Source organism: Neisseria sp. P0021.S007 (genome assembly GCF_051956855.1).
Genome location: NZ_JBQCXA010000032.1, coordinates 1 through 1,821 on the forward strand (window position 1 = coordinate 1; position 1,821 = coordinate 1,821).

The 1,821-nt window shown below is 53.5% G+C and carries 2 protein-coding genes and 1 pseudogene; 1 reads left to right on the plus strand and 2 read right to left on the minus strand.

Features of this window, described 5'->3' with window-relative positions; all coding sequences use genetic code 11:
* A pseudogene (locus ACTHUR_RS10800) lies at positions 1-237 on the minus strand (methyltransferase); the annotation flags it as partial.
* Between the two features lie 55 nt (positions 238-292).
* Positions 293-1,039 carry a pimeloyl-ACP methyl ester esterase BioH gene (gene bioH, locus ACTHUR_RS10805; RefSeq protein ID WP_070646425.1) on the minus strand — a complete coding sequence of 249 codons (747 nt, stop codon included), beginning with the start codon at positions 1,037-1,039 and terminating at the stop codon, positions 293-295.
* Between bioH and ACTHUR_RS10810 the strand changes: the two genes are divergently transcribed.
* Positions 1,038-1,754, plus strand: coding sequence for a ComF family protein (locus ACTHUR_RS10810; protein WP_070646427.1), 717 nt, complete (start codon positions 1,038-1,040; stop codon positions 1,752-1,754). The genes bioH and ACTHUR_RS10810 overlap by 2 nt on opposite strands.
* Positions 1,755-1,821 lie beyond the last annotated feature (67 nt).

The window sequence follows — 1,821 nt, forward strand, 5'->3', positions numbered from 1 at the left end:
CTTCGGCCAAAAACCACCTTTGCGCGCGGCGGCGTCGGTTTTCAAAAAATCGGCATTCTGATCGTATTCGTCAAACACGGCGTCGGGATAACGCGCGGCCAGCATGCTGCGGCTGATGTCGGCATCGGCACCAATCAGCATGATGCGTTTGGGTGCATTGCGGACCAGGTGCAGGCGCTCGTCGGTGTCTTGGGCGAGATGGCGGTGAATCTGCCAGCGTTTGTCTTGTTCGGTCATGGTGGGTCGTGTCAGCGGGCTTTGCCCAGCAATGTTTTTATGGTTTAAGTCTGTTTCAGACGGCCTTTTCGACAAAATTGCGGTAGGTTTCGGCAAATTCGTCGGCATGGCTTAAAAAGGGCGCGTGTGCGGCTTTGTCAATAAGGACCAGCTCGCTGTTGCTCAAATAGCGGTGTAAATATTCGCCCATGCGCGGCGGCGTGATGGCGTCTTTCTGTCCAAACACCAGCAATGACGGCGTTTGAATCAGCGACAACAGCGGACGCGCATCGGCATGGTTGACCGCTTCAAGCGCGGCCTGTAAGGCGGAGGGCGTGCCACAGCGCGCCAAATCGGGCAATACCCGGTTTAAGATTTCGCCTGAATGCGGCGTATGCAGCAGTTGCAGTTGTAGAAACTGTTTAATATGTTTGGCATAATCCTGCTGAAATGCGCCGACCATCTTGCCCAAGGCAGGTTGCGCCAAGCCTTCGGGATAATCCGTGTCGGCAGTCAATCGGGCAAAACTTGCCGTCAGGCAGAGCGATTGGATTTTGTCGGGATAAAGCGCGGTCAGATACAGGGCAACCAGTCCGCCCAGCGACCAGCCGAGAATGTGTGCCGGCGTGTCGATTTGTCCGGCGAAGGCTTCGGCAACGGCGGCAATATCAAACGGCTCGGTAAAAGGCGCATCGCCGTGTCCGGGCAAATCAAGCGCGCGGACGTCCCAATCGGCAGGCAGGCGCGGTATCAAATCGTCGAATACATGGCGGTTCGCCGCCCAACCGTGTATCAGATAAACTTTTTTGGCGGAGTGTGGCATGAATGTTCTTTCTTGGTGGCGCAGTTTGAAACAGCTCAATGCGCGATGTTGCGTATTATGCCACGATTCCGTTTCAGACGGCCTTTGCAGAGGCTGCGTAAACGATTTGACGGAATATTTTATCGACGCAGCACAAAGCTGCCCTTTGTGTTTCCGCCATGTCGCGGGCGGGGCAGTGTGCGGCAGTTGTCAGAAAAAGCCGCCCGCATTTGATAGAATGTGGGCCTCGCTGTATTACGAACCACCCGTCAGCAGCATGATACGCGAGCTGAAACACTTGGCCGATTTGGGCATGAGCCGTCCGTTGGCGGATTTAATGTGCCAAAACGCACCGGACTGGCTGGCGACGGAACACTTTGATTTTGTCCTGCCCATGCCTTTGAGCAAAGAGCGGCGGCTCAAGCGCGGATTCAACCAAAGCGAGGCGTTGACGGATATTTTGGCAAAACGCTACGGCTGGACGCTGCTGCCGCGCCACGCAGTTTTCAGACGGCATGGCGAGCCGCAAAGTACGCTGAAAAGCGACGAACGTCTGCGAAATATCAAGAATGCATTCAAAATCAAAGCCGAATTGCCGAAGGCGTGTAATATTCTGTTAATTGATGATGTTTTCACCACCGGCTCGACTTTAAACGAATTGGCGAAAACGCTGAAAAAATCAGGCGCAGGTAAGATTTTTTGCTGGAGTTTGGCGCGTCCGCCAATGAAAAAATAGCTTAAAGTTTTTGACACCCATGGAACACTTCGGCATTATGCCACTCTATAAGTGATTGATTTATATG

What these genes read in the sequence shown, in the direction of transcription:
- ACTHUR_RS10810 (WP_070646427.1), top strand. Translation starts at nt 1,038, where the DNA reads ATGAATGTTCTTTCTTGGTGGCGCAGTTTGAAACAGCTCAATGCGCGA.
- bioH (WP_070646425.1), bottom strand. Translation starts at nt 1,039, where the DNA reads ATGCCACACTCCGCCAAAAAAGTTTATCTGATACACGGTTGGGCGGCG.